This window comes from Azospirillum lipoferum (assembly GCF_024170005.1).
Classification (GTDB): Bacteria; Pseudomonadota; Alphaproteobacteria; order Azospirillales; family Azospirillaceae; genus Azospirillum; species Azospirillum lipoferum.
In genome coordinates this window covers 278,780-304,386 of sequence record NZ_JALJXJ010000008.1, presented here as the reverse complement: position 1 = coordinate 304,386, position 25,607 = coordinate 278,780, and the positions used below count along the sequence as shown (strand labels likewise).

At 67.2% G+C, this 25,607-nt stretch carries 20 protein-coding genes; 12 read left to right on the top strand and 8 right to left on the bottom strand.

Annotated elements, in window-relative coordinates; all coding sequences use genetic code 11:
- Nucleotides 1–367: 367 nt before the first annotated feature.
- From mutT to J2848_RS19615, 4 genes are all read right to left on the bottom strand, one after another.
- Nucleotides 368–811 (bottom strand): 8-oxo-dGTP diphosphatase MutT, encoded by a 444-nt coding sequence (gene mutT, locus J2848_RS19630; protein ID WP_149234520.1) that lies wholly within the window; start codon nt 809–811, stop codon nt 368–370.
- A complete protein-coding gene (locus J2848_RS19625; protein ID WP_149234521.1) occupies nt 808–1,392 on the bottom strand; it encodes a GNAT family N-acetyltransferase in 585 nt (194 codons plus the stop codon). The genes mutT and J2848_RS19625 overlap by 4 nt, the downstream gene beginning before the upstream one ends.
- A gap of 4 nt (nt 1,393–1,396) precedes the next feature.
- On the bottom strand, nt 1,397–2,635 hold the full coding sequence (gene argJ / locus J2848_RS19620; protein WP_149234522.1) for a bifunctional glutamate N-acetyltransferase/amino-acid acetyltransferase ArgJ: 1,239 nt from the start codon (nt 2,633–2,635) through the stop codon (nt 1,397–1,399).
- 111 nt (nt 2,636–2,746) lie between these two features.
- Entirely contained in the window at nt 2,747–3,712 is a 966-nt protein-coding gene (locus J2848_RS19615; RefSeq protein WP_149234523.1) for a peptidylprolyl isomerase, read from the bottom strand.
- A gap of 438 nt (nt 3,713–4,150) precedes the next feature.
- Between J2848_RS19615 and secA the strand changes: the two genes are divergently transcribed.
- From secA to J2848_RS19600, 3 genes are all read left to right on the top strand, one after another.
- Nucleotides 4,151–6,886 carry a preprotein translocase subunit SecA gene (gene secA / locus J2848_RS19610; RefSeq protein WP_149234524.1) on the top strand — a complete coding sequence of 912 codons (2,736 nt, stop codon included), beginning with the start codon at nt 4,151–4,153 and terminating at the stop codon, nt 6,884–6,886.
- 160 nt (nt 6,887–7,046) lie between these two features.
- Nucleotides 7,047–7,484 carry a large conductance mechanosensitive channel protein MscL gene (gene mscL / locus J2848_RS19605; protein WP_149234525.1) on the top strand — a complete coding sequence of 146 codons (438 nt, stop codon included), beginning with the start codon at nt 7,047–7,049 and terminating at the stop codon, nt 7,482–7,484.
- Between the two features lie 100 nt (nt 7,485–7,584).
- Nucleotides 7,585–10,353 (top strand): EAL domain-containing protein, encoded by a 2,769-nt coding sequence (locus tag J2848_RS19600; protein WP_246194317.1) that lies wholly within the window; start codon nt 7,585–7,587, stop codon nt 10,351–10,353.
- Nucleotides 10,354–10,358: 5 nt separating this feature from the next.
- Here J2848_RS19600 and J2848_RS19595 read toward each other — a convergent pair whose 3' ends face one another.
- From J2848_RS19595 to J2848_RS19585, 3 genes are read right to left on the bottom strand one after another with little or no spacing between them, the layout of a single operon-like run.
- Nucleotides 10,359–10,853 carry an SRPBCC family protein gene (locus tag J2848_RS19595; RefSeq protein WP_149234526.1) on the bottom strand — a complete coding sequence of 165 codons (495 nt, stop codon included), beginning with the start codon at nt 10,851–10,853 and terminating at the stop codon, nt 10,359–10,361.
- Complete coding sequence (locus tag J2848_RS19590) at nt 10,850–11,188, bottom strand: ArsR/SmtB family transcription factor (protein ID WP_149234527.1); 339 nt, start codon at nt 11,186–11,188, stop codon at nt 10,850–10,852. The genes J2848_RS19595 and J2848_RS19590 overlap by 4 nt, the downstream gene beginning before the upstream one ends.
- A 51-nt stretch (nt 11,189–11,239) precedes the next feature.
- On the bottom strand, nt 11,240–11,563 hold the full coding sequence (locus tag J2848_RS19585) for a DMT family transporter (protein ID WP_109048466.1): 324 nt from the start codon (nt 11,561–11,563) through the stop codon (nt 11,240–11,242).
- 220 nt (nt 11,564–11,783) lie between these two features.
- On the opposite strand from J2848_RS19585, the gene J2848_RS19580 reads away from it, so the two are divergent.
- The 3 genes from J2848_RS19580 to J2848_RS19570 all read left to right on the top strand — a co-directional run bounded on the left by J2848_RS19580 (nt 11,784) and on the right by J2848_RS19570 (nt 16,103).
- Nucleotides 11,784–13,352, top strand: coding sequence for a lysine--tRNA ligase (locus J2848_RS19580; protein ID WP_149234528.1), 1,569 nt, complete (start codon nt 11,784–11,786; stop codon nt 13,350–13,352).
- A 490-nt stretch (nt 13,353–13,842) separates the two neighbouring features.
- On the top strand, nt 13,843–14,751 hold the full coding sequence (locus J2848_RS19575; protein ID WP_149234529.1) for a hypothetical protein: 909 nt from the start codon (nt 13,843–13,845) through the stop codon (nt 14,749–14,751).
- 140 nt (nt 14,752–14,891) lie between these two features.
- A complete protein-coding gene (locus tag J2848_RS19570) occupies nt 14,892–16,103 on the top strand; it encodes a DUF2336 domain-containing protein (RefSeq protein WP_246194319.1) in 1,212 nt (403 codons plus the stop codon).
- Between the two features lie 10 nt (nt 16,104–16,113).
- Here the strand turns inward: J2848_RS19570 and J2848_RS19565 are convergent, their stop codons facing one another.
- The gene (locus J2848_RS19565; RefSeq protein ID WP_149234530.1) at nt 16,114–16,599 is read right to left on the bottom strand and encodes a hypothetical protein; all 486 of its coding nucleotides are present in this window, start codon (nt 16,597–16,599) and stop codon (nt 16,114–16,116) included.
- A 270-nt stretch (nt 16,600–16,869) separates the two neighbouring features.
- On the opposite strand from J2848_RS19565, the gene mdh reads away from it, so the two are divergent.
- The 6 genes from mdh (at nt 16,870) to J2848_RS19535 (ending at nt 25,557) form a co-directional block, all read left to right on the top strand.
- Entirely contained in the window at nt 16,870–17,838 is a 969-nt protein-coding gene (gene mdh / locus J2848_RS19560) for a malate dehydrogenase (RefSeq protein WP_149228032.1), read from the top strand.
- A 128-nt stretch (nt 17,839–17,966) separates the two neighbouring features.
- A complete protein-coding gene (gene sucC, locus J2848_RS19555; protein WP_149234531.1) occupies nt 17,967–19,163 on the top strand; it encodes an ADP-forming succinate--CoA ligase subunit beta in 1,197 nt (398 codons plus the stop codon).
- Between the two features lies 1 nt (nt 19,164).
- Nucleotides 19,165–20,040 carry a succinate--CoA ligase subunit alpha gene (sucD, locus tag J2848_RS19550; protein ID WP_014246680.1) on the top strand — a complete coding sequence of 292 codons (876 nt, stop codon included), beginning with the start codon at nt 19,165–19,167 and terminating at the stop codon, nt 20,038–20,040.
- A gap of 274 nt (nt 20,041–20,314) precedes the next feature.
- Complete coding sequence (locus tag J2848_RS19545; protein ID WP_149234532.1) at nt 20,315–23,281, top strand: 2-oxoglutarate dehydrogenase E1 component; 2,967 nt, start codon at nt 20,315–20,317, stop codon at nt 23,279–23,281.
- 41 nt (nt 23,282–23,322) lie between these two features.
- Nucleotides 23,323–24,585 (top strand): 2-oxoglutarate dehydrogenase complex dihydrolipoyllysine-residue succinyltransferase, encoded by a 1,263-nt coding sequence (odhB, locus tag J2848_RS19540; RefSeq protein WP_149234533.1) that lies wholly within the window; start codon nt 23,323–23,325, stop codon nt 24,583–24,585.
- A 486-nt stretch (nt 24,586–25,071) separates the two neighbouring features.
- Entirely contained in the window at nt 25,072–25,557 is a 486-nt protein-coding gene (locus tag J2848_RS19535) for a PAS domain-containing protein (protein WP_253568698.1), read from the top strand.
- The last annotated feature ends 50 nt before the right edge of the window (nt 25,558–25,607 follow it).

Here is a 25,607-nt window from a genome sequence, read left to right as displayed (position 1 = left end):
TCAACGACTCATCATGTGGCACAGATCGCCCGCGGGGCAAAGCCGCAAAGGGCCACAGCCGGGAACAAAGGTCGGACCTTCCCCTCCGGCCATCCGCGATCACCATGCATTGGTGTGAAACCATAGCGACAGCTCATCGCCCGCGTGTAAACTGAAAACGGCGGATGGGTGGTCCATCCGCCGTTTCAGAAGGAGGAAGGTGGCATGAAGAAGATGCCCTTCTTCCTGGTGCTCCAGTGGCGCCGATGGCGGATCAAGATCCGCTTAACTCGTCGCTAGACACCGGGAGAGTGCCGGCGGGTGTTAGCGCACCCGCCGGCCACCTCCGTACACTATAGTCCCGTTCGGACTATTTTTCAACGCAGGGTCACAGCAGATCCCGCAGCATCGCCACCAGCGGCACGTCGGCCGGCGGCATCGGGTAGTCGCCCATCCGGTTCGGATAGACCCAGGCGAGCTTCTGCCCTTCCCGCGCCATCACGTCGCCCTCCCACACCCGGCAGACATAGAGCGGCATCAGCAGATGGAAACGCTCATAGCTGTGGGACGCGAAGGTGAAGGGCGCTAGGCAGCTGGCCGCCGTGTCGATGCCCAGCTCCTCCTTCAGCTCGCGCACCAGCGCCGCTTCCGGCGTCTCCCCGGCATCGACCTTGCCGCCGGGGAATTCCCACAGGCCGGCCAGCGACTTGCCGGGCGGGCGCTGGGCCAGCAGCACGCGCCCGTCGGCATCGACGAGCGCCACCGCGACGACCAGCAGCACCGGCAGCGAGCCGCGTGCGGGGGTGGAGCTGGGATCGAAACAGGCGGTCATGCGGAACCCTCTCGGCGGGCCGGCCATTCGGCGGCGGTGATTTCGAAATACGGCGCCGACAGGCTTCGCCCTCGGGCTGCGAAGTCATACTGGTGCCGCCCCTGCCGCCGGAAGCCCGCCTTGAGCAGCAAGGATTGGGACGGCCGGTTGTCGGGATCGGCCACCGCCCAGATCCGCGACAGGCCGAGCGGGCCGAAGCCGGTCACCAGCATGGCGGTCACCATCTCCAGCCCGTAGCCGACGCGATGGTACCGCGTGCCGACCCAATAGCCGATCTCGGCCCTGCCCGGCGCTCCCCGGTCCAGTTGCAACCCGATGCCGCCGATGGGAGCGCCATCATCGGTCCGCACCGCCAGCAGGTTGAGAGCGGCACGCTCGGCAAAGTTCCGGGCCGCCAGTTCGACCCACTCACGGCCGTCGTCCGCCCCGTAGGGATGCGGAACCCGGGCGAGCCAGCGCGCCCCCCCCCAGTCGCCGATCAGCGGCACGAAATCCGGCACGTCCTCATGCCCGAAGGCGCGGAGCAGCAGCCGCGGCGTCGCCACGCTGTCGGGCCAGGACTCCGCTCCGCCGCCCGCCAAGCCGTCAGCTCCGGTAGCTGCCGTTGATGTCGATGTAGCCGTGCGTCAGGTCGCAGGTCCACACCTTCGCCGTCCCCTTGCCAAGGCCGAGATCGATGTCGATGTCGACCTCCTTGCCCTTCATGTGGGCCGTGACCGGCGTCTCGTCGTAACCCGGGACTTCCATCCCTTCGGCGCAGATCAGGGTGCCGCCGACGGTGATCCTGATCAGGTCGCGGTCGGCGCGCTCACCGGCACGGCCGATGGCGGCGACGATGCGGCCCCAGTTGGCGTCCTCGCCGGCCACCGCGGTCTTGACCAGCGGCGAGTTCGCCACCGTCATGCCGATCCGCTTGGCGGCGGCGTCGCTGTCGGCGCCGCGCACGGTGATGGCGATGAACTTGGTCGCCCCCTCGCCGTCACGCACCACCTGAAGCGCCAGATCGAGCAGCAGATCCTCCAGCGCTGCGCGGAACTCCGCCAGCTCGGCGGCATCGGCGCTCGACACCGGGGCGTTGCCGGCCTTGCCGGTGGCGAACAGCAGCAGCGTGTCGCTGGTCGAGGTGTCGCCGTCCACCGTGATGGCGTTGAAGGTGCGCTCGGTGAATTCCGACAGCATGTCCTGCAGCGCGGTCGCGGCGATGGCGGCGTCGGTGAAGACGAAACCCAGCATCGTCGCCATGTCCGGCGCGATCATGCCGGAGCCCTTGGCGAAGCCGGCAATGGTCACCGTCGTCCCGCCGATCCTGGCGGTGCGCACCGACCCTTTCGGGAAGGTGTCGGTGGTCATGATGGCGCGGGCGGCCTTCTCCCACGCTGCCGAATCGGCGGCAAGGCTCGGGGCCATCGGCGCCAGGCACTTGCCGATGGCGTCGGCGGCCAGCGGGATGCCGATCACGCCGGTCGACGCGATATAGACCTCGTCCGGGGCGCAGCCCGCCACCTCGGCGGCGGCGCTGACGGTCGCCTGCACGGTGGCGTCGCCCGCCTTGCCGGTGAAGGCGTTGGCGTTGCCGGCGTTCACCACCACGGCGCGGGCCGAGCCCTTGGGCAGGCTGTCGCGGCACCAGATCACCGGAGCCGAGCAGGTCAGCGACCGGGTCAGCACGCCCGCCACGCTGGTGCCGGGATCCAGCACGGCCAGCAGCAGATCGTCGCGGCCCTTGTATCGGATGCCGCTGTTCGCCGTGGCGATGCGCACGCCCGCGATGGGCGGCAACGTCGGGAAGCTGGCGGGAGCCAAGGGGGAGAGGGTCGTGGCCATGGAGAGGATTCCCGTGGTGGGGGAGTGGTGGTGGCGTAAGGGGGGAGAGAAGATGCGGACGGCCGCCCCCTCCCCGTCTCGCGAGGGAAGGGGCGGCCGTCCGCTGCCGTCTTACTTCTTCGCCGGCTCGGCCGGAGCCGGGGTAGCCGGGGCCGGGGCGGCGGCCGGCTCTTCCTTCGGCATCGGCGAGCCGTCGAGCTGGAAGGTCTCGATCTTCGCCTTGCCGCGCAGCTCTTCGACCAGGGCGGTGACGATGTCCTTCGACAAGGTCTGCTCCAGCTGCGGCTTCACCTCGTCGAGCGTCGGCTGCGGCTGGGTCCGCTTATCCTCGACCTTGATGATGTGATAGCCGAACTGGGTCTTGACCGGCTCCTTGCTGATCTCGCCCGGCTTCATGGCGAAGGCGGCGTTGGCGAAGGGCTCGACCATCGCGTCCTTGGTGAAGTAGCCGAGATCGCCGCCCTGGGCCGCCGCGGCGGCGTCCTTGGACTTCTCCTTGGCCAGCTTGGCGAAATCGCCGCCCTTCTTCAGCTGGGCGATGATGGCCTTGGCCTCGTCTTCCTTCTCGACCAGGATATGGGCGGCCTTGACCTCCTCCTGCGCCGGGTTCTCCTTCAGGTAATCCTGATAGGCCTTGTTCAGCGCCTCCGGCGTGACGCGGGCCTTGATTTCCTTCTGGATGTAGGCCCGCTGCACCGCGCGCTCCTCGGCGCGCTTGATCTCGTCCTTCACCTCGGCCGAATCGGCCAGACCGGCCTTGTAGCCGGCCGAGGAGACCAGCTTGCCGCTGACCAGCTGGTCGATCACCGCCGGATAGATCATCTCGATCGGCATCTGCTGCACCTGCGGCGGCAGCTGCGAGACCATGCGGGTGACGTCCGACTTGTGCAGCTCCTCGCCGTTGACGCGGGCGACGACCGGATCGGCCGGGGTGGCCGGGGCCGGAGCAACGGCGGCGGCCGGGGCCGGAGCGGCCGGCGCCGGGGTGGCGGGAGCCGTCGTCTGGGCATGGGCGGCCAGCGCGATGCCACAGGCGGCAACCGACAGGAGCGCGGTGCGGAACACTCGTTGAACCATGGCGTGTCTGTTTCCTTCCGGCGGATGCTTCGCAACAAATGGGCGGCCGATGGGCCGGCGCCCGTTTCGCATGGTCTGCGGCATCGGAGCCATCCGCCGCTCCGCGCCCGATTCCGCAGGGGATTAAGCATGGCTAAGCCGCGCGGGGCAAGGGTCCCCATTGTCCCGTGGTGCGGCATCGCCCTATAGCTCATGCGCCTGCGCAGGGGATACCAGCCCTCACCGTCACCGGCCAACCGCCACGGCGCATTCTGGACGCGAATTCATCAAACGGTCATGGCGTGCCCCGTCCTGCCGCCCCCAACCGCCCCCAACCGCCTGCGCAAATGCCGCAACGGAGCCCCCGCCGGCCCGGTCTCGTTGACAGGGCCTTGCCATAGTCCTATGTGAGACCCGTCGATAGACTGGCCCGCATTCCGTTTTACTCCCGAGGTTTTCATGTTCGGCGCTCTCGCCCGCAAGATTTTCGGCACCGCCAACACGCGCGCGGTCAAGGCGCTGCACAAGACCGTGGCTCAGATCAACGCGCTGGAGCCGTCGGTCGCCGCGCTGTCGGACGACCAGCTGAAGGGTCGCACCGACTGGCTGCGCGAGCGGCTGGCCAAGGGCGAGACGCTGGACGACATCCTGCCCGATGCCTTCGCCACCGTGCGCGAGGCGGCCAAGCGCGTGCTGGGCCAGCGCCATTTCGACGTGCAGCTGATGGGCGGCATGGTGCTGCACAGCGGCAAGATCGCCGAGATGCGCACCGGTGAAGGCAAGACGCTGGTCGCCACGCTGGCCGTCTACCTGAATGCGCTGGAAGGCAAGGGCGTCCACGTCGTCACCGTGAACGACTACCTCGCCTCGCGCGACAGCGGCTGGATGGCGCGGGTCTACGGCTTCCTCGGGCTGACCACCGGCTGCATCGTCCATGGGCTGGACGACGACGAACGCCGCGCCGCCTACGCCGCCGACATCACCTACGGCACGAACAACGAGTTCGGCTTCGACTATCTGCGCGACAACATGAAGTTCCGGCTGGAGGAGCTGGTCCAGCGGCCCTTCAACTTCGCCATCGTCGACGAGGTCGACTCGATCCTGATCGACGAGGCGCGCACGCCGCTGATCATCTCGGGCCCCTCGACCGATTCGTCGGAGATGTATGTCCAGGTCGACCGGCTGATCCCGATGCTGGTGGCCGAGGATTACGAGAAGGACGAGAAGCACCGCACCGTCAGCTTCACCGAAGCCGGCCAGGAGCATATGGAGCAGCTGCTGGGCCAGGCCGGGCTGCTGAAGTCGGGCGGGCTCTACGACATCCAGAACGTGGCGCTGGTCCACCATTCGCAGCAGGCGTTGCGCGCCCACATGCTGTTCCAGCGCGACAAGGACTACATCGTCAAGGACGACAAGGTCGTCATCATCGACGAGTTCACCGGCCGCATGATGGACGGCCGCCGCTTCTCCGAAGGTCTGCACCAGGCGCTTGAGGCCAAGGAGAAGGTGACGATCCAGCGCGAGAACCAGACGCTGGCCTCCATCACCTTCCAGAACTACTTCCGCATCTATCCGAAGCTGGCCGGCATGACCGGCACCGCGCTGACCGAAGCAGCGGAGTTCGGCGAGATCTACGGGCTGGAAGTGGTCGACATGCCGACCAACGTCCCGGTCAAGCGCATCGACCATGACGACGAGGTCTATCGCACCGCGGCGGAGAAGTACCACGCGATGACCGACCTGATCGAGGACGCGCGCAAGCGCGGCCAGCCGGTGCTGGTCGGCACCACCTCGATCGAAAAGTCGGAACTGCTGTCGGAGCTGCTGACCAAGCGCGGCATCCCGCACAATGTCCTGAACGCCCGCCACCACGAGCAGGAAGCCTACATCGTGGCCCAGGCCGGCCGCGCCGGCGCGGTGACGGTCGCCACCAACATGGCCGGCCGCGGCACCGACATCCAGCTCGGCGGCAATCTCCAGATGCGGATCGAGGTCGAGCTTGCCGACGTTCCGGAAGGCCCGGAGCGCGACGCCCGCATCGCCCAGATCGAGGCCGAGATCGCCGAGGCGCGCGAGAAGGTGAAGCAGGCCGGCGGCCTCTACGTCATCGGCACCGAGCGGCACGAGAGCCGCCGCATCGACAACCAGCTGCGCGGCCGCTCCGGCCGCCAGGGCGATCCCGGCACGTCGAAGTTCTTCCTGTCGCTGGAAGACGACCTGATGCGCATCTTCGGGTCGGAGCGGATGGACAGCATGCTCCAGCGCCTCGGCCTGAAGGAGGGCGAGGCGATCATCCATCCCTGGATCAACAAGGCGCTGGAAAAGGCGCAGCAGAAGGTTGAGGCGCATCACTTCGAGGTCCGCAAGAACCTGCTGAAGTTCGACAACGTCATGAACGACCAGCGCAAGGTCGTCTACGAGCAGCGCCACGAGGTGATGGAGAGCGAGGACATCGCGGAGGAAATCCGCGAGATGCGCCACCAGATCATCGCCAACATGGTGTCGACCGCCATTCCGGCCAACAGCTACTCCGAGCAGTGGGACATCGACGGCCTGCACGAAGCGGTCAACCGCGTGCTGGGCATGGACCTGCCGGTGCAGGAATGGGCCAAGGAAGAGGGCATCGCCGAGCCGGAGATCGAGGAGCGCGTGCGCGAGGCCGCCGACCGCAAATATGCGGAGAAGGAGGAGGCCTACGGCGCCGAGACGATGCGGCATGTCGAGAAGAGCATCCTGCTCCAGATTCTGGACCAGGAATGGAAGGACCACCTCCTCCAGCTCGACCATCTGCGCCAGGGCATCAACCTGCGCGCCTACGCCCAGAAGGACCCGCTGAACGAGTACAAGCGCGAGGCCTTCGAGCTGTTCGACACGATGCTGATGGCTCTGCGCGAGCAGGTCACCACCATCCTGATGCATGTCGAAATCCGCATGGCACCGTCGCAGGAGGAACTGTTCGCCCGCCAGATGCAGGAGATGCACGAGGGCCGCATGGACCCGGCCCTGGCGATGGCGGCCATGGGGGCGGGAGACGCTGAAGCCTTGCCCGACGGCATGGTCCGCGCCTCGTCGCTCGCCGGCACGCCGGAAGACCAGCCGCTGCCGGCCGAGGTGATGGAAAACACCCCGCGCAACGCCGCCTGCCCCTGCGGGTCGGGCAAGAAGTTCAAGCACTGCCACGGGCGGATGGCGTAAGGACTGTGGTTATCCCCTCTCCCCCGCTCACGCGCAAACGTCGTTTGCGCTGACGCGACAGGCGGACCATAGGTCCGCCGAAAGCGGGGAGAGGGGGCTTCATGAAACCAGCCCCTCCCCGTCCCGTTTCCCATCCATCACCACGGAGACGCGGGACGCCATGCTCGAAGAGTTCAAGAAATTCATCAGCCGCGGCAATGTCGTGGAGCTGGCGGTTGGCATCATCATCGGTGCCGCCTTCACCGGGATCGTCAATTCCCTGGTCAAGGACATCCTGATGCCGCCGATCGGCTGGGTCATGGGCGGCATCGACTTCTCGAACTATTTCTTCAGCCTGTCCGGTGGCCACTACGATTCGCTCCAGGCGGCCGAGGCGGCGGGTGCGGCCACCATCAATTACGGCCGCTTCATCAACGCCTGCATCAATTTCCTGATCGTGTCGGGCGCGCTGTTCCTGATCGTCCGGCAGGTCAACCGGCTGCACATCCTGCACAAGGAAACGCCGAAGACCCCGCCGCGGCAGGAACAGCTGCTGGAGGAAATCCGCGACGCCCTGCGCGCGCAAGCCGGAATCCCGCCCGCCGACCGAACCCGCTGACCACTTTCCATCACTACGGGAGCTTGTCACAGGGACGGCAGAACCCCTCGTTGCCGCAGCGCGTCGAACGGGTTACCCTCTTGGATAAGTTGGCGATGGCGTGACGGGATGGCCTCACACGCCTGCGCTGTCCATAAGCTCGGCAAATGACCTCGGCAAGGGCCATGTCCATGTCCGCCACGCGCTGTCCGCCGACCGTCCCCGCCGGGGCGCCTCCATGATCGCCACCGCGATCCGCACCGCGCGGACCGCGATCCCGCGGCTTCTGGCGATCCTGCTGCTGTCGCTTCTGGCCGGCGATCCGGCGGCGGCGATCAACAGCCCGGTGCCGGCCGCTCTTCCGGAAGCCGGACCGCGGCCGGCCGAGATCCGGGTGACGCTGGACAACAATTACCCGCCCTACAGCTTCCAAACGCCGGACGGCGGCCATGTCGGCATCGTGAAGGACCTGTGGGCACTGTGGTCGCAGAAGACCGGCGTCCCGGTTCGCATGATTCCCCTCGATTGGGGCCTCGCCCGGCAGACCATGGACAAGGGCGGCGCCGACGTCATCGAGACCATCTTCCGCAACAGCGCGCGCGAGGTGATCTACGACTTCTCCAAGCCCTATGCCCGCGTCGACGTGCCGATCTGGTTCAGCGCCGACCTCAGCGGCATCACCGGAGTGGACTCGTTGCGCGCCTTCACCGTCGGGGTGAAGGACGGCGATTTCTGCATCGAATGGCTGACCGACCAGGGCATCACCGCCTTCCAGCGCTATTCCGGTTTCGAGGCGATGGTCGACGCCGCCTCGCACCAGGACACCCGGGTCTTCTGCATGGACGACCCCTCGGCCCGCTATTACATGACCAAGCGCGGGGTTCAGGGGCGCTTCCGCTACACCGAGCCGCTCTACACCGGCGAACTGCACTGGGCGGTGCACAAGGGCAACACCACCCTGTTCCGCCTGATCAATGACGGCTTTGCCCGCATCACCCCGGAAGAGCGCAAGGCGATCGAGGAACGCTGGGTCGGCCGCCGCCTGACCGGCATGGTCAGTCCGCAGACGATGGACCTGCTGGTCAAGCTGCTGGCCGGTCTGGTCGTGCTGGGCATCGGCGCCCTGGTCTGGGTCCTGCTGCTGCGCCGGCAGGTCGAAAGCAAGACACAGAGCCTGCGCACCGCGGTCGCCGCCCTGACCGCCAGCGAGGAGCGCGTCCGCACCATCTTCGACAGCGTCACCGACGCCATCTTCATCCACGATCTGGACGGCGGCGCCATCCTGGAGGTCAACCACCGGATGATGGAGATGTACAGGGTGGACGGCATCCCGCTGTCCGACCTCAATGTCGGGATGCTCAGCTCCGGCGTGCCGCCTTACACCCGGGCGGACGCCGCCGCCTGGATCCGCAAGGCGGCGGACGGCGAACCGCAGCTGTTCGAATGGCATGCCCGCCGGCTGGACGGGTCGCTGTTCTGGGTGGAGGTCAGCATGCGGCGCGCCGTCATCGACGGCAACGACCGCCGGTTGCTGGTTCTCGTCCGCGACATCACCGAACGCAAGGCGGCGCAGGAGCGGATGGAGTATCTGTCGCGCCACGACGCGCTGACCCTGCTGCCCAACCGGGTCCTGGTGCAGGACCGCACCGGACAGGCTCTGGCCCGGTCGGAACGCAACGGCCGGCTGGTGGCGCTGATCGCCTGCGGCCTGGACCGCTTCAAGACGGTGAACGACAGCCTGGGCCACGCCGTCGGCGACACTCTGCTGCGCGCGGTGGCGGAGCGGCTGAAGGCGGCGGTGCGCGACACCGACACGGTCAGCCGCGGCGGCGGCGACGAGTTCATCCTGCTGCTGTCCGGCCGGCCCGACATCGACGCGGTGGTGGAAACCGTCGCCTCCCTGCACGAGGCGATGGCCGAACCCTTCCAGGTCGGCGGGCAGGAGCTGACCCTCACCCTGTCGTCGGGCGTGGCGCTGGCCCCCGCCGACGGCAACGACTTCGCCACCCTGCTGAAGAACGCCGATACTGCCCTGCACCACGCCAAGGCGGCCGGCCGCGACACCCACCGCTTCTATGCCGAGGCGATGAATGCCGAGGCGGTGGCCCACCTGTCCACCCGCAGCGGCCTGCGCCGCGCGCTGGAACGGGGGGAGTTCCTGATCCATTACCAGCCGCAGATCAGCCTGGAGACCGGTGCGGTGACGGGGGCGGAGGCGCTGCTGCGCTGGAACCACCCCGACAAGGGCATGGTCCCGCCCGGCGATTTCATCCCGATCGCCGAGGACAGCGGTCTGATCGTGCCGATCGGCGCCTGGGTGCTGACGGAGGCCTGCCGGCAGGCGGCGCAGTGGCATACCCAGGGGCTGTCGCTGTCGGTTGCGGTCAACCTGTCGGCCTTGCAGCTTCAGCGCGGCGATCTCGTCGCCACGGTGACGCGGGCGCTGGCCGAAAGCGGCCTGGACCCGCTGCTGCTGGAACTGGAGCTGACCGAATCGATGCTGATCCAGAACACCGACGTCGTGATGGACAATCTGCGCCGGATCAAGGCGATGGGCGTGCAGGTGTCGATCGACGATTTCGGCACCGGCTATTCCAACCTGTCCTACATCGGCCGTCTGGCGGTGGACAAGCTGAAGATCGACCGCGGCTTCGTCGCCGACCTGACCCGCAACCACGACAGCGCCAAGATCACCGCCGCCGTCATCCAGATGGCCCACAGCCTGAACCTGACCGCCGTGGCCGAGGGCGTGGAGGATTCCGAGACGCTGGAGGCCCTGCGCGGTCTGCACTGCGACGTCGCCCAGGGCTATTATCTGGGCCGCCCCGGCCCCGCCGAGGCGGTGGAGCGCGCCGCCCGGCAGGTGAATCCGTTCAGGGTGGGGGTCTAAGCCCCTTACATCCCTTTCGTCAGTGCGACCATCTGATCGAGCGCGGCGCTCCATCCGTGATGGAAGCCCATCTCCTCGTGCTGCGTCTTGGTCGCCTCGTCCTTGTGGAGGGCGACGGCGGTATAGAGGGTGCCTGCGGCCGTCGGTTCGAAGGTGACGGATGCGGTCAGGAAGCTGTTGCCGGTGGGGCGGTAACCCGGCCCGAGGGCGGAAGTGAAGACCAGGAGCTTTTCCGGCTCGACCGCAAGGTAGCAGCCGATATTGTCGTTCTTCTCGCCGTTGGGCCCTTCCATGACCGTGCGGAACAGCCCGCCGGGCTTCAGGTCGATCTCGCAGGCGGTGGTCCGCCAGGGGGCCGGCGTGAACCACTTCATCAGCAGGTCGGGCTCGGTCCAGGCCCGCCAGAGCAGCGCCGGCGGAACCGGAACCTCGCGCTTCAGTTCAAGGTCGAGCCGCGGATCGAAGACGGTGGCGGTGACGGCATTGGTTTGGGCTGTCATGGTGTCCCTTCCTCCCGTTTGTTCAGGTCCAGCACCAGGCTGTCCAGTTGGTCGAGCCGCCTGGTCCAGAGGCTCCGCTGGGCTTCCAGCCAGCTTTCCGCAGCCGCCATCGCCTCCGGCTTCAGCGTGCAGGTGCGCACCCGTCCGACCTTCCGCGTTTCGACCAACCCGCTGTCCTCCAGCATCTTCAGGTGCTGGAGAAAACTCGGCAGAGCCATGTCGAAGGGTTTCGCAAGATCGCCGACCGACGCCGGGCCGCGCCCGAGCGCCTGGACGACCGCCCTGCGCGTGGGATCGGCCAGCGCACGGAATGTCAGATCGAGTGCCGCATCCATGACGGCACCCTACCGGGCGAAAACACTTAGGTCAACGCCTAACTATTGTGATCATGCCGGCCCGCTCGCCATGTGCAGGCTGATCACCCCGGCGACGATCAGGAGGATGCCGACCACCTTCATCACCGTCAGCGATTCGCCGAACACGAACACGCCGATGGCGGCGATGGCCGCCGTGCCGGTCGCCGACCAGATGGCATAGGCGATGCCGACCTCCATGCTGCGCAACGCCTTGGCCAGCAGCAGGAAGGCGATGCCGTAGCACACCACCACGACCGCCGCCGGACCAAGCCGCGTCATCCCCTCCGACATCTTCATCGCCGACGTGCCGACAACCTCGAACAGGATCGCCACCACCAGATAGAGCCAGCTCATCACCCAAAACCCCGCCAACGCCCGCAAGGCCGATCCTGCGGGGCGCGCAGGATGGACCGGGCGAAAGGGTGCCGCAAGTAGCGCCAAAGACATCCCCCACCAGACAGCCACGCCAGACATCCATGCCGGAGATACCCATGGTTGACGTCCCGTCCCGCCGGCCCTAGGGTCTTTGCCCTCATTCCCAACTCTATCTTTGTGGTTTCGAAAGGGTCCGACGATGACCGGCGAACGGGATCTGGCGTTGCAGGCGAAGGCATGGCCGTTCGAGGAGGCGCGCAAACTGGTCGCGCGCTTCGCGAAAGCGCCGCCCGCCAAAGGCTATGTCCTGTTCGAGACCGGCTATGGCCCGTCGGGCCTGCCGCATCTCGGCACCTTCGGCGAGGTGGCGCGCACCAGCATGGTGCGCCACGCCTTCCAGACCATGAGCGATATCCCGACCAAGCTGTTCTGCTTCTCGGACGACATGGACGGGCTGCGCAAGGTGCCCGACAACATCCCCAACAAGGAGATGGTGGCGGCCAACCTCGGCAAGCCGCTGACCCGGGTGCCGGACCCCTTCGGCACCCATGACAGCTTCGGCGCCCACAACAACGCCCGGCTGCGCGCCTTCCTCGACAGCTTCGGCTTCGAGTATGAGTTCCAGTCCTCCACCGACTGGTACAAGTCCGGCCGCTTCGACGAGGCGCTGCTCGGCATCCTGCGCCATTACGACGAGGTGATGGCGGTGATGCTGCCGACCCTCGGCGCGGAGCGTCAGGCGACCTACAGCCCCTTCCTGCCCATCTCCCCCTCCACCGGCCGGGTCCTCCAGGTGCCGATGCTGGAGCGCAACGTCGATGCCGGCACCATCGTCTTCGAGGACGAGGACGGGAAGAAGGTCGAACTGCCGGTCACCGGCGGCCATGTGAAGCTGCAATGGAAGCCCGACTGGGGCATGCGCTGGTTCGGCCTCGGCGTCGATTACGAGATGTACGGCAAGGACCTGATCCCGTCGGCCGAGCTGGCCGGCAAGATCTGCAAAATCCTTGGCGGCACCCCGCCGGAAGGCTTCAATTACGAGCTGTTCCTCGACGACAAGGGCCAGAAGATCTCCAAGTCGAAGGGCAACGGCCTGACGATGGAGGAGTGGCTGGCCTATGCGCCGCAGGAGAGCCTCGCCCTTTACATGTTCCAGAAGCCGAAGTCGGCCAAGCGGCTCTACTTCGACGTCATCCCGCGCGCCGTCGACGAGTATCTGACCTTCGTCGACAAGGTCCATGGCGAGGAGCCGGCGAAGAAGCTGGAGAACCCGGCCTGGCACATCCACAACGGCAAGCCGCCGGCCGTGCGCTCCGACGTGTCCTTCAACCTGCTGCTCAATCTGGCGGGTGCGGCGAATGCCGAGACCAAGGACACCATGTGGGGCTTCATCCGCCGCTACGCGCCGGACGCCACGCCGGAGAACAGCCCCTTCCTCGACAGCATGGTCGGCTATGCCGTGCGCTACTACCAGGATCAGGTGAAGCCGACCAAGCGGTTCCGCGCGCCCACCGACGCCGAGCGCGCCGCCTTGCAGGATCTGCTGGCCAAGCTGGATAGCCTGCCGGCCGACGCCCGCGCCGACGTCATCCAGAACGAAGTGTTCGAGGTCGGCAAAGCCCACGGCTTCACCGAACTGCGGGCGTGGTTCCAGGCACTGTACGAGGTGCTTCTGGGCCAGACCACCGGCCCGCGCATGGGATCCTTCATCCAGCTCTACGGCATCGACGAGACCAAGGCGCTGATCCGCAATAAGCTGGCGGCCTGACGCGCTTTCCGGCATTTGAACAAATTCGGACGAACAAGGGGGATGTCGCAGGGCGCCCCCTTTTTCGTTTACGAACATTTTCAGGCGCGATGGTTTTCGAAATCGATCGTCTGCCTGACCCGCAAAGCGCCACCTGCCCATTGAGAAGGCAAAAATCTGCCTACCCGCACACTCTCTGTGCAAACCAAACGTTATTCCATACGGTGTTATGCGGGTGTCGCACCGCACCAATTCGAAAAGGGTGGTACCGCTAACACGGCCGCAGGCTTAAACTCCGCCTCGTTACTGCATTTTGCAGTGCGTTTCCTCCCTAGACTAAAGGCCGCGCCCGCTTGGGTCGCGGCCCTTTTTTTGCCTTCCGGCAGCGCCCTCCGCCCACTGTGACGGCCATCACAGCCAAGATCAATAAAATACCGGATAAATTGTTCCGGTAACGACGACCGGCCCGCATGGCCGGCCGGCTGGGATGCATCGGAAGGGAGGGCGTGGGATGACCGCCGATCCGCCGCCGTTCGAACGCCATCATCGCACGGCGCAGGCTCTGGTCAGCACCTTTCAGGAGGCGCTGGAGCCGCAATTCACTGCAAAGGGCGTGCTGTCCCGCGAGGAGTTCGCGCGCGCCATGGGGCTGATGATGGCGCACTGGCCGTCGGTGCTGCCGCTGTTCGCCTCGATCTGCCAATCCTGTACCGCAGGGTCGTGCGGCGGCTGTGGAAACGGCTGCGAGACTGGGGGAGAGGAGCCCCCGCAGATCGAGGCCGGCGGGCGCCGGCGCGATTTCGTCACCCGCCTGATGGTCTCGGCCCTGCGCACCAGGCTTCCCGACAGCATGGACCCGATCACCGGCGCCAGCTTTCCCCAGGTGATCGTCCCCGGCCTGCAATCGACCCTCACCGCGCTCTTCTACGAGAAGGAGTGGGAGGCGATGAACGCCAGCGTCATCGCCCTGTTCAACCGGCTGGGGACCGACCGCGATGCCGAGGTCTGGCACCGGCTGGCGCATGAGGAAACGCTGGCGGTGCTGGCCGACACGCCCTTCATCCGGGTGATGCTGCGCTTCCGCCAGTTCCACCAGCAGCGCCAGACCTTCATCCGGCGGATGACCGACCAGCTGCGCGACCGCCATTTCGTTTTCGCCGAAGAACATTTCCAGGCACTGTTCGACGCGCTGTTCGGCCGGCTGCGCGACGGGCTGCGCACCGAACTGGGCCGTGCCCGCACCGACATCCAGTATGGCGAGGGCACCGCGGAGGCGCTGCTGCGCATCTTCAACGAGTTCGACAAGCACCGGCAGGAACAGTCCATGCCGGTCCGCGTGCTGGGCGGCCGGCAGATGCCGCGCCCGATGCTGGCGCAGCGGAGCATGCTGGGCGCCACCCCGGCGGCCAAGCGGCGCTGAGCGCCTCCATGATGGATGTCACGAGCGGGACCGCCGCCGAATTAGGGGGCCGTTAACCAGGGAGGCGTTTCGATGGACCGCATGATCTTCCCACTGCCGCTCCATCCCGGATGCGGCACAACCACAAGGTTCCAGGTCCGGTGACAGCCCGGCGCTCCCCGTCCCGCCCCTCTCTCAGCCTCCCGCCGGAGACGGAGTGCGGCGTCGCGCCCGAGCTGATGGACTATCTGTTCGCCGAGTCGGCGGAGCCTGAACCGGCCCCCGCTCCCCAATCAGGCCGCAGCGTCGCCCGGCAGGTCGGCGACGTGCTGGTCGAATCGCGACTGGCCGGCATGGGCGATGCGGACGTGCGCTCCACCCTGGCCCGCAAGCTGTGCCGGCTGCTGCCCGACCTGCCGCCGGGCGGCGCCGACACCGTCAGCACCGTCGCCGTCCGCGCCCTGGAGCAGCTGGCCCGCGACCACATCGTCCGCGTGCGCGAGGCGCTGGCGACGGCGATCAAGGACATCGCCTGCGCCCCGCCGTCGGTGGTGGCGACCCTGGCGCGCGACGTCGAACGGACGGTGGCCGAGCCGGTGCTGCGCTGCTGTGCGGCGCTCGGCGACGAGGAGCTGCTCGACATCGTCGCCGCGGCTCCCGCCGGCTGGGCGCTGTCGGCCATCGCCCGGCGCCACAGCATCGGCGCCGCCCTGTCCGACGCCATCGCCGGCAGCGGCCATGCCGAGGCGACCGGCATCCTGCTCGACAACAGCGGCGCGGTGATCGCCGAACCGACGCTCGACAGGCTGGTGGAGCAGTCCATCCACCATCCCGACTGGCGGGAGAAGCTGGCCCGCCGCCCCGCCCTGCCCCGCCGGCTGGCCTTGCGGATGGCCGATTTCGTCGATCTGGCGGTGGTCGAGGCCCTGCGCCGCCGGGCCGATCTCGACGACGCCACGGTGGCGGAGATCGCCGCGACGACCCGCCGCCGCATCGACTGGGCCGAAGCGCCGGAATCAGCCGAATCGCCGGAACGCCGCGCCGTCCGCCTGCACCGGCAGGGCAAGCTGGACGAGACCGCGCTCAGCGATGCGATGTCATGGAACGAGACGGGCTTCGTGCGGGCGGCGCTGACGCTCCGCGCCCGCGTGGCGCCGGAGGTGGTGGAGCTGATCCTCGACGCCCACGACCCGCAGGCGGTCACCGCGCTGGTCTGGCGCGCCGGCCTGTCGATGCGCTGCGCCATGCAGATCCAGGCGCGTGCCGCCGGCATCCACCCGCGCGCCATGCTGAACGCCCGGCAGGGCAGCGGCTTCCCGCTGTCCCCCGCCGAGATGGCCCGCCACCTGGAACGCTACGGCGTCGGGCCCTGACTGTTCAGCCTTACTGCACGCCCCCGCGCGGCATCGGCTGGCGCGGCGTGGCGCGGCCGGTGTGCGGGACCGGGGTGTCGGGCGAGACCTCCTTGTAATAGGGGCCGCGGTCGGTCGGGCCTTCCATCGCCTCGGCCGGGGTGACGATCTGCTCGCCGGTGCCGGCGTCGAAGGCGATGAGCGCCTGCTGGCGCACCTTCAGGCAGGCCTCGCGCTTGGCGGTCAGTTCCGCCGACTGCGAACCGTCCAGCGTCACCAGCGGCAGCACCCAGCTGGCCCGCTGATTGTCGGGGATCGAGGTGTAGACGTAGTTGGTCAGCGTCTGGCAATAGGCGACGCTGGGGGCAGCCACCGCGTCGGTGATCGGGGCGGCGGCGATGGCGGCGGTGTAGTCGCCGACCGTCTGGGCCTGAGCGGCGCCAGCGGCCGAAAGGCCGGCGGCAAGCGCCAGCGACATGGTCAGACCGGGAATGAAACGGGCCACGAGCTTGGCCATCTGCGCTCTCCTTCGACCATTTTCGAACAAGGTAAGGACCGGACGCGAACCATACGTATAAAGCCGAACGCTCCGGCGTTTGGAAAGGATCATCGGGGGTGCGACGCAACGCTGCAATGCTCCGCTTGCGGTCATGCTTGCCCTCCGCGACAAAACGCGCTACCTACGCTTCCGAAATCTCGGGGCGCTGGATCCCTAAGACGTTAGAATGACCAACGGTTCTAGTCTCCCGCTGAATGGGGGACGCTCAAACGTTTTAGGGAACGCTCCATGGCTCGCAAGAAGATTGCGCTCGTCGGTGCCGGCCAGATTGGCGGCACGCTGGCTCTGCTCGCCGCCCAGAAGGAACTGGGCGACGTCGTCCTGTTCGACATCGCCGAAGGCATGCCGGCCGGCAAGGCGCTGGATCTCGCCGAAACCTCCCCGGTCGAGGGCTTCAACGCCAGCCTGACCGGCGGCAACGACTACTCGATCATCGAGGGTGCCGACGTCGTGATCGTCACCGCCGGCATCCCGCGCAAGCCGGGCATGAGCCGCGACGATCTGATCGGCATCAACAGCGGCGTCTGCAAGACCGTCGGCGAGGCCATCGGCAAGTACGCCCCGAACGCCTTCGTCATCGTCATCACCAACCCGCTCGACGTGATGGTGTGGGTGCTGCAGCAGGCGTCCGGCCTGCCGCCGGAGCGCGTGGTCGGCATGGCCGGCGTGCTCGACTCGGCCCGCTTCCGCTACTTCCTGGCCGAAGAGTTCAACGTCTCGGTCGAGGACGTCACCGCCTTCGTGCTGGGCGGCCACGGCGACACGATGGTCCCGCTGGTGCGCTACTCCACCGTCGCCGGCATCCCGCTGCCCGATCTGGTCAAGATGGGCTGGACCACGCAGGAGAAGCTGGACGCCATCGTTCAGCGCACCCGTGACGGCGGTGCCGAGATCGTCAAGCTGCTGAAGACCGGTTCGGCCTTCTACGCCCCGGCCGCCTCCGCCATCCAGATGGCCGAGTCCTACCTGAAGGACCAGAAGCGCGTCCTGCCGGTCGCCGCCCACCTGAGCGGCCAGTATGGCCAGGACGACCTCTACGTCGGCGTCCCGACGATCATCGGCGCCGGCGGCGTCGAGAAGATCATCGAGATCGAGCTGAACGACGAAGAGAAGGCGATGTTCCAGAACTCCGTCGACGCGGTGAAGACGCTGGTCGACGTCGTCAAGAAGCTGGACGCCGAGAAGTCCGCTTCCTAAGACGGAACGCGCGGTCTCCGGCGTCCTCCCGGCCCCTATCCGGGTCGGGAGGACGCCGGTGGTGCGCCCGTCTTGTCCTTCAGTCGACCCGTTCTCGTCAGCCGAAACAAAAAACAGATGGACGCCCGATGAACATCCATGAGTACCAGGCGAAAAGCCTGCTGAAGAAGTACGGCGTCGCGGTTCCCCGCGGCGGCGTCGCCTACACCCCGCAGGAGGCCGAGACGGTCGCCCGCGAGCTGGGCGGTCCGGTCTGGGTCGTGAAGTCCCAGATCCACGCCGGCGGCCGCGGCGCCGGCCGCTTCAAGAACAACCCCGAGGGCAAGGGCGGCGTCCGCGTCGTCAAGTCGATCGAGGAGGTCGGCAAGAACGCCGCCGAGATGCTGAACAGCGTCCTGGTGACCAAGCAGACCGGCGCGGAAGGCCGCGAGGTGAAGCGCCTCTATATCGAGGAAGGCGCCGACATCAAGCGCGAGCTGTATCTCGGCATGCTGATCGACCGCGCCACCGGCCGCGTGACGATCATGGCCTCGACCGAAGGCGGCATGGAGATCGAGGAGGTCGCCCACAACACGCCGGAGAAGATCGTCAAGGTCGCGGTCGACCCGGCCACCGGCATCCAGGGCTACCACACCCGCAAGGTCGCCTTCGCGCTGGGCCTGGAAGGCAAGCAGGTCGGCGCCGCCGCCAAGTTCATCCAGGCCGCCTACAAGGCCTTCGTGGACCTGGACTGCGCCATCGTCGAGATCAACCCGCTGATCGTCACCGGCTCGGGCGACATCCTGGCGCTCGACGCCAAGATGAACTTCGACGACAACGCGCTGTTCCGTCACAAGGACGTCGAAGAGCTGCGCGACGAGGCCGAAGAGGATCCGGCGGAGATCGAGGCGGCCAAGCACAGCCTCAACTACGTCAAGCTCGACGGCAACATCGGCTGCATGGTGAACGGCGCCGGTCTGGCGATGGCCACCATGGACATCATCAAGCTGTATGGCGGCGAGCCGGCCAACTTCCTCGACGTCGGCGGCGGCGCCACGAAGGAGCGCGTTACCGCGGCCTTCAAGCTGATCCTGTCCGACAGCAACGTCGAAGGCATCCTGGTCAACATCTTCGGCGGCATCATGCGCTGCGACGTGATCGCCGAGGGCGTGGTCGCCGCGGCGCGCGAAGTGCACCTGCACGTTCCGCTGGTGGTGCGCCTGGAAGGCACCAACGTCGATCTGGGCAAGAAGATCCTGGCCGAATCCGGCCTGCCGATCCTCTCGGCCGACAACCTCGCCGATGCCGCCGAGAAGGTGGTCAAGGCCGTGAAGGAGGCCGCGTAACATGGCTGTTCTCGTCGACAAGAACACGAAGGTGATCTGCCAGGGCTTCACCGGAGCCCAGGGCACCTTCCACTCCGAGCAGGCCATCGCCTACGGCACCAAGATGGTCGGCGGCGTCACGCCCGGTAAGGGCGGCGCCAAGCATCTCGACCTGCCGATCTTCGACACCGTGTCGGAAGCGGTCGAGAAGACCGGCGCCAACGCCTCCGTGATCTACGTGCCGCCGCCGTTTGCGGCCGACGCGATCCTGGAAGCGATCGACGCCGAGATCCCGCTGGTGGTCTGCATCACCGAAGGCATCCCGGTGCTGGACATGGTCCGCGTCAAGCGCGCCCTCGACGGTTCCAAGACCCGCCTGATCGGCCCGAACTGCCCCGGCATCATCACGCCGGACGAGTGCAAGATCGGCATCATGCCGGGCCACATCCACAAGCGCGGCAAGATCGGCATTGTCTCGCGTTCCGGCACGCTGACCTATGAGGCCGTCGCGCAGACCACGGCGGCCGGCCTGGGCCAGACCACCTGCATCGGCATCGGCGGCGACCCGGTCAACGGCACCAACTTCGTCGACAGCCTGGAGCTGTTCGTGAAGGACCCGGAGACCGAGGGCATCATCATGATCGGCGAGATCGGCGGCGACGCCGAAGTCCGCGGCGCCGAGTTCATCAAGGCGTCGGGCACGAAGAAGCCGGTCGTCGGCTTCATCGCCGGCCGCACGGCGCCTCCGGGACGCCGCATGGGCCATGCCGGTGCGGTGATCTCCGGCGGCAACGACACCGCCGACTTCAAGATCGACTTCATGAAGTCGGTCGGCATCGCCGTCGCCGACAGCCCCGCCAGCCTGGGCTCCACCATGCTGAAGGTGTTCAAGGGCTGATCGCCTGCGGGCGTCGCGCACTCCGCGACGCCCGCGGCCACCGGCCTTTGAAAAGAGGACGCCTTTTGAAGAGGCCGACGGGCGGGACGCTGCGGTGCCCCGCCCGCCGCCCCTCTGGGCTCTCCACTTGGACGGACGGTCCTGGGGACCCATATGCAAGCCTCGGCGGCCCGCTCCGCCGGCGCTGGCACATGGGGATCCAACGATCCCCCGTCCCCTTCCGCCTTAAAACCATCTCCCACAGGGACCCGGGCGCACGGCCCGAGGTGAAACCATGTCGGCAAATCTGGAACAGACCTCGTTCCTCTTCGGCTCGAACGCCGGTTACGTCGCCGAACTCTACGCCAGCTACCTGTCCAACCCGGCCGCTGTCGACCCCAGCTGGAACAGCTTCTTCCAGGATCTGGACGAGGATTCGCGCGCCGTCCTGGACGAGCTGCGCGGCGCGTCCTGGACCGTGTCCGATCTGGAAGACCCCAAGGCCAAGCGCGACCCGGTCGCCGAGAGCTTCATCGTCGGCGCCCCCAACGGCGCCGGCAATGGTGCCGCCACGAACGGTGCCGCCGCCGCGCTGAACGGCCCCGGCAACGGCGCCATGCTGGCCCACACCCAGCAGGTCTATGGCGGCATCAGCCCGCAGCAGCTGCGCGCCGCCACGCTGGACAGCATCCGCGCCCTGATGTTGATCCGCGTCTTCCGCGTCCGCGGCCACATGAACGCGCATTTCGACCCGCTGGGCCTGGAGAAGCGCGAGCCGCACCCGGAACTGGATCCGGCGACCTACGGCTTCGGCCCGGACGATCTCGACCGTCCGATCTTCCTGAACTACTCGCTCGGCCTGGAAACGGCGACGCTGCGCCAGATCCTCGACATCCTGCACAAGACCTATTGCGGGACGATCGGCGTCGAGTTCATGCACATCCAGGACCCGGAAGAGAAGGCCTGGATCCAGGAACGCATCGAGGGCGGCCGCAACCACACCGACTTCACGGTGAACGGCAAGCGCGCCATCCTGGAGCGCCTGACCGCGGCCGAGGGCTTCGAGAAGTTCCTGCAGCTGAAATACACCGGCACCAAGCGCTTCGGCCTTGAGGGCGGCGAGTCGATGATCCCCGCGCTGGAGCAGATCCTGAAGCGCGGCGGCCAGCTCGGCCTGAAGGAAGCCGTCGTCGGCATGGCCCACCGCGGCCGCCTGAACGTGCTGACCAACTTCATGGGCAAGCCCTTCTCCGCCGTCTTCTCGGAGTTCCAGGGCAACCCGTCGAGCCCCGAGGACGTCCAGGGTTCGGGCGACGTGAAGTACCATCTCGGCACCTCGTCGGATCGTGACTTCAACGGCAACATCGTCCACCTGTCGCTGACCGCCAACCCGTCCCACCTGGAATGGGTCAACCCGGTCGTGCTGGGCAAGGTGCGCGCCAAGCAGCAGCAGCGCCGCGACCTGGATCGCGAGCAGGTGATGGGCGTGCTGATCCATGGCGACGCCGCCTTCGCCGGCCAGGGCATCGTGGCCGAGACGCTGGGCCTGTCGGAGCTGCGCGGCTACCGCACCGGCGGCACCATGCACTTCATCATCAACAACCAGATCGGCTTCACCACCAACCCGACCTATTCGCGGTCGGGCGTGTATTGCTCCGACATGGCCAAGATGGTGCAGGCGCCGATCTTCCACGTGAACGGCGACGATCCCGAAGCCGTCGTCCATGTCAGCCGCATCGCCATCGAGTTCCGCCAGAAGTTCAAGCGGGACGTCGTGATCGACATGGTCTGCTACCGCCGCCACGGCCACAACGAGGGCGACGAGCCGGGCTTCACCCAGCCGCTGATGTACAAGAAGATCCGGGCCCACGCGACCACGCGCGAGCTGTATGCCAAGCAGCTGGTCGAGGAGAACGTGATCACCCAGGCCGAGGGCGACCAGATCACCCAGGACTTCATGAAGAAGCTGGAGGGTGAGTTCGAGGCGTCCAGCACCTACAAGCCGAACAAGGCCGACTGGCTGGAAGGCAAGTGGGCCGGGCTGGAGGCGCAGGGCGCCGACACCGCCCATCGCGGCGAGACCGGCGTGGACATCGACACGCTGAAGCGGATCGGCTTCAAGCTCTGCGAGTACCCGAAGGACTTCGCGATCAACTCCAAGATCGCGCGCCAGCTGGAAGCGAAGAAGAAGACGCTGGAGACAGGCGAAGGCATCGACTGGGCGACCGCCGAGGCGCTGGCCTACGGCACGCTGGTCGCCGAGGGCACCGGTGTGCGCCTGTCGGGCCAGGATTCCGGCCGCGGCACCTTCTCGCACCGCCATGCGGTGATGTACGACCAGAACACCGAAGAGAAGTACGTCCCGCTCTGCCACGTCAGCCCGGATCAGGCGACCTTCGAGGTCCATGACAGCCCGCTGTCGGAAGCCGCCGTCGTCGGCTACGAGTACGGCTATTCGCTGGCCGAGCCGCACAATCTGGTCCTGTGGGAAGCGCAGTTCGGCGATTTCGCCAACACCGCCCAGACCATCATCGACCAGTTCATCTCGTCGGGCGAGTCCAAGTGGCTGCGCATGTCCGGCCTGGTGATGCTGCTGCCGCACGGCTACGAGGGCCAGGGTCCGGAACACTCGTCCGCCCGTCCGGAACGCTTCCTGCAGATGTGCGCCGAGGACAACTGGCAGATCTGCAACGTGACGACGCCGGCCAACCTGTTCCACGTCTTCCGCCGCCAGATCCGCCGCAGCTTCCGCAAGCCGCTGGTCCTGTTCACGCCGAAGTCGCTGCTGCGCCACAAGCTGTGCATCTCCGACCTGTCGGAGATGGGTCCGGGCAGCAGCTTCCACCGTGTGCTGGGCGAGACCGCCAACGATCTGGCCGCCAACGACAAGATCCGCCGCATCGTGGTGTGCTCCGGCAAGGTCTATTACGACCTGCTGCAGGAGCGCATGAGCCGCGGCATCAAGGATGTGGTCATCCTGCGCCTGGAACAGCTCTATCCGTTCCCGAAGGATGCGCTGGCGGCCGAGTTCGCCAAGTATCCGAACGCCGAGCTGGTCTGGTGCCAGGAAGAGCCGGAGAATCAGGGCGCCTGGCACTTCGCCGACCGCCGCCTGGAAGCCGTGCTGAAGGACGTCGGCCACAAGGCCGGCCGCCCGTCCTACGTCGGCCGCCCGGCCACCGCCTCGCCGGCGACCGGCCTGCTGAAGCGCCACAACAAGGAGCAGGCCAAGCTCCTGGATGAAGCCCTGACGGTCCGCTGACCCTCACCCAAGCGAACAAGAAGACGAACGAGGAATAAGAAATGGCTACCGACATCAAGGTCCCCACGCTGGGTGAGTCCGTCTCCGAAGCGACGGTCGCCCGCTGGCTGAAGAAGGCCGGCGAAGCCGTCGCCATGGACGAGGCGCTGGTCGAGCTGGAGACCGACAAGGTCACGCTTGAGGTGAATGCGTCGGCCGCCGGCGTGCTGGCCGAGATCGTCGCTCCGGAAGGGGCGAACGTCGAGGTCGGCGCCCTGCTGGGCGTCATCAACGAGGGCGCCGGCGCCGGTGCCGCCCCGGCGGCTGCCGCTGCTCCGGCCGCTGCCCCGGCTCCCGCCGCCGCCCCGGCTCCGGCTGCCCCGGCCGCTGCCGCTGCTCCGGGCAACATCGCCGCCTCCGGCCCGGCCGCCCGCAAGCTGGCCGACGAGAAGGGCGTCGACACCACCTCCATCGCCGGTTCGGGCAAGGACGGCCGCATCACCAAGGGTGACGTGCTGGCTGCCCCGGCTGCTCCGGCTCCGGCTCCGGCCGCCAAGCCGGCGGCTCCGGCCCCGGCTCCGAAGGTCCAGTGGGCCGCCGGCACCCAGGGCGACCGTCCGCGCGCCGCGCAGGAAGAGCGCGTCCGCATGACCCGCCTGCGCCAGCGCATCGCCGAGCGTCTGAAGGAGGCCCAGAACAGCGCCGCCATGCTGACCACCTTCAACGAGGTGGACATGTCGGCGGCGATCGCTCTGCGCGCCGAGTACAAGGACTATTTCGAGAAGCGCCACAAGGTGCGGCTCGGCTTCATGTCCTTCTTCGTCAAGGCCGCCGTCCAGGCCCTGAAGGAGATCCCGGCCGTCAACGCCGAGATCGACGGCACCGACATCGTCTACAAGAACTACTATGACATCGGCGTCGCCGTCGGCACGCCGCAGGGTCTGGTGGTTCCGGTCGTCCGCGACGCCGACAAGCTGGACTTCGCCGGCGTCGAGGGCACCATCGCCGCGCTCGGCAAGAAGGGCCGCGACGGCAAGCTGTCGATGGACGAACTCACGGGGGGTACCTTCACCATCTCCAACGGTGGTGTCTACGGCTCGCTGATGTCGACCCCGATCATCAATCCGCCGCAGTCCGCCATCCTCGGCATGCACAAGACGATGGACCGCGCGGTCGTCGTCGGCGGCAAGATCGAGGTCCGCCCGATGATGTATCTGGCGCTGTCCTACGACCACCGCATCATCGACGGCAAGGAAGCGGTCACCTTCCTCGTCCGCATCAAGGAGCTGATCGAGGATCCGCGCCGCCTGCTGCTGGACGTCTGATCCGAGATAACGGGCTTAACGAGGCAAGGGAGGGCTCCGCCCCTCCCTTGACCCACCCGTCCAAGGGCCATGGTCCTTGGAACCCTGAAGGGGCGCCGCGAGGCGCCCTTTTTCTTTTTGCGCTCCCTCCCCCCTCCAATCCCGGGAAATCCCCCTCTCCCCCCGGGGAGAGGGTCGGGGTGAGGGGGATGCACTGCGTGGCTCCAACAGAAGGGCCGGCGCTCGGCGTTCCTCGATAATCCTCGCCGCGCGACCCCCTCACCCTAACCCTCTCCCCGGGGGGAGAGGGGATCCCTCGGGTATTGCAGGGCGCGCGCTGCCCTCCCCCAAAAGGTTCGCGCAAACAACAGTCCGCAGGCCGCTCAAATCCTCTTGCCAGAGATATGGTATCTGGTATACCGTATCGATAATGTCAGTGCGACAGCGGCTTACCGGCCACCGCCGCACCGGCTTTCCCGGCGCCCAATCCAAGAGGGGGCGGGCGCCATGGAGATCGACATGCACGAGAAGACAGCAGCGGGTTCGCCCGCGGTTGTGGATTGCGAACAGCTGGTGGCGGTGATCGGCGATGCCGTCATCCTGTCCGACCCGGCCGGCGCCATCACCCTGTGGAATGCGGCGGCGGAGCGGATGTTCGGCTTCTCCGCCGACGAGGCGATGGGCAAGTCGCTCGACATCATCATTCCGGAACGCCAGCGCCAGCGTCATTGGGATGGATATGAAAAGACCATGGCCACCGGCGAGACCCGCTACGGCCATGACCTGCTTCGGGTTCCGGCGGTCCACAAGGACGGGCACAGCCTGTCGATCGCCTTCACCGTCGCGCTTTTGCGCGGGACCGACGGTGCGGTGACCGGGATCGTCGCCGTGGTGCGGGACGAAACCGCCCGCTGGACCGAAGAACGGAAATTGCGCCGCCGCCTCACCGAACTCGAAGCCGCCGCCCAAGCCGGCGTGGCGACGGCCGGCTGAGTGCGAGCGGACCAAAGGGCGGATCTCTCAAGATCTCTGAAGATCAAGTC